Source organism: Flavobacterium silvaticum (assembly GCF_012911565.1).
In the GTDB taxonomy this organism is placed as follows: Bacteria; Bacteroidota; Bacteroidia; order Flavobacteriales; family Flavobacteriaceae; genus Flavobacterium; species Flavobacterium silvaticum.
Genome location: NZ_JAAMPU010000056.1, coordinates 1 through 432, shown reverse-complemented (window position 1 = coordinate 432; position 432 = coordinate 1). Strand labels below are relative to the sequence as shown.

1 protein-coding gene is annotated in these 432 nt (G+C 57.9%); it reads right to left on the bottom strand.

What is annotated here, in order from left to right:
- Positions 1–432, bottom strand: a 432-nt coding sequence (locus G6047_RS00200; RefSeq protein ID WP_169525287.1) for a hypothetical protein, incomplete at both ends; no start/stop codon positions are given.

The following is a 432-nucleotide window of genomic DNA, read 5'->3' as shown; positions in this document are numbered from 1 at the left end:
GGTAACCCGTGGTCCTCACGGCCACGCGCACCATGTACTTGCCACCCGGTATGTAACCCGGCACCATGCTGAAGTTGAAGTAGGACAGGGTACGGTCCACGATCTGCGAGGAGACCGGGTTGTCGTTTCCATCCACAAGGGATACCTCGAAACGGTAGGCCGTGGCCTTGTTCAGGCTCGCCGTGGAGATGTAGCTGTTCTGCTGGGCCATATGCTGGTCGCAGTTGTTGATCATCGGAACCCCCGGTGATGAGATCGGACACGGAGCGCCGTAACCCGAGAACACACCGTTTGTCTTGATGGCCACCTCGACACTGTAAGTCGTTCCGTAGAAATAGTACGGAAGCATGGTCAGGGCGAAGTAGTTCTGCGTACGCTCGATCTCCTGTACCTGGCCCGGAACCGACGAGTCGGTCTGGTTGGTCACACGGA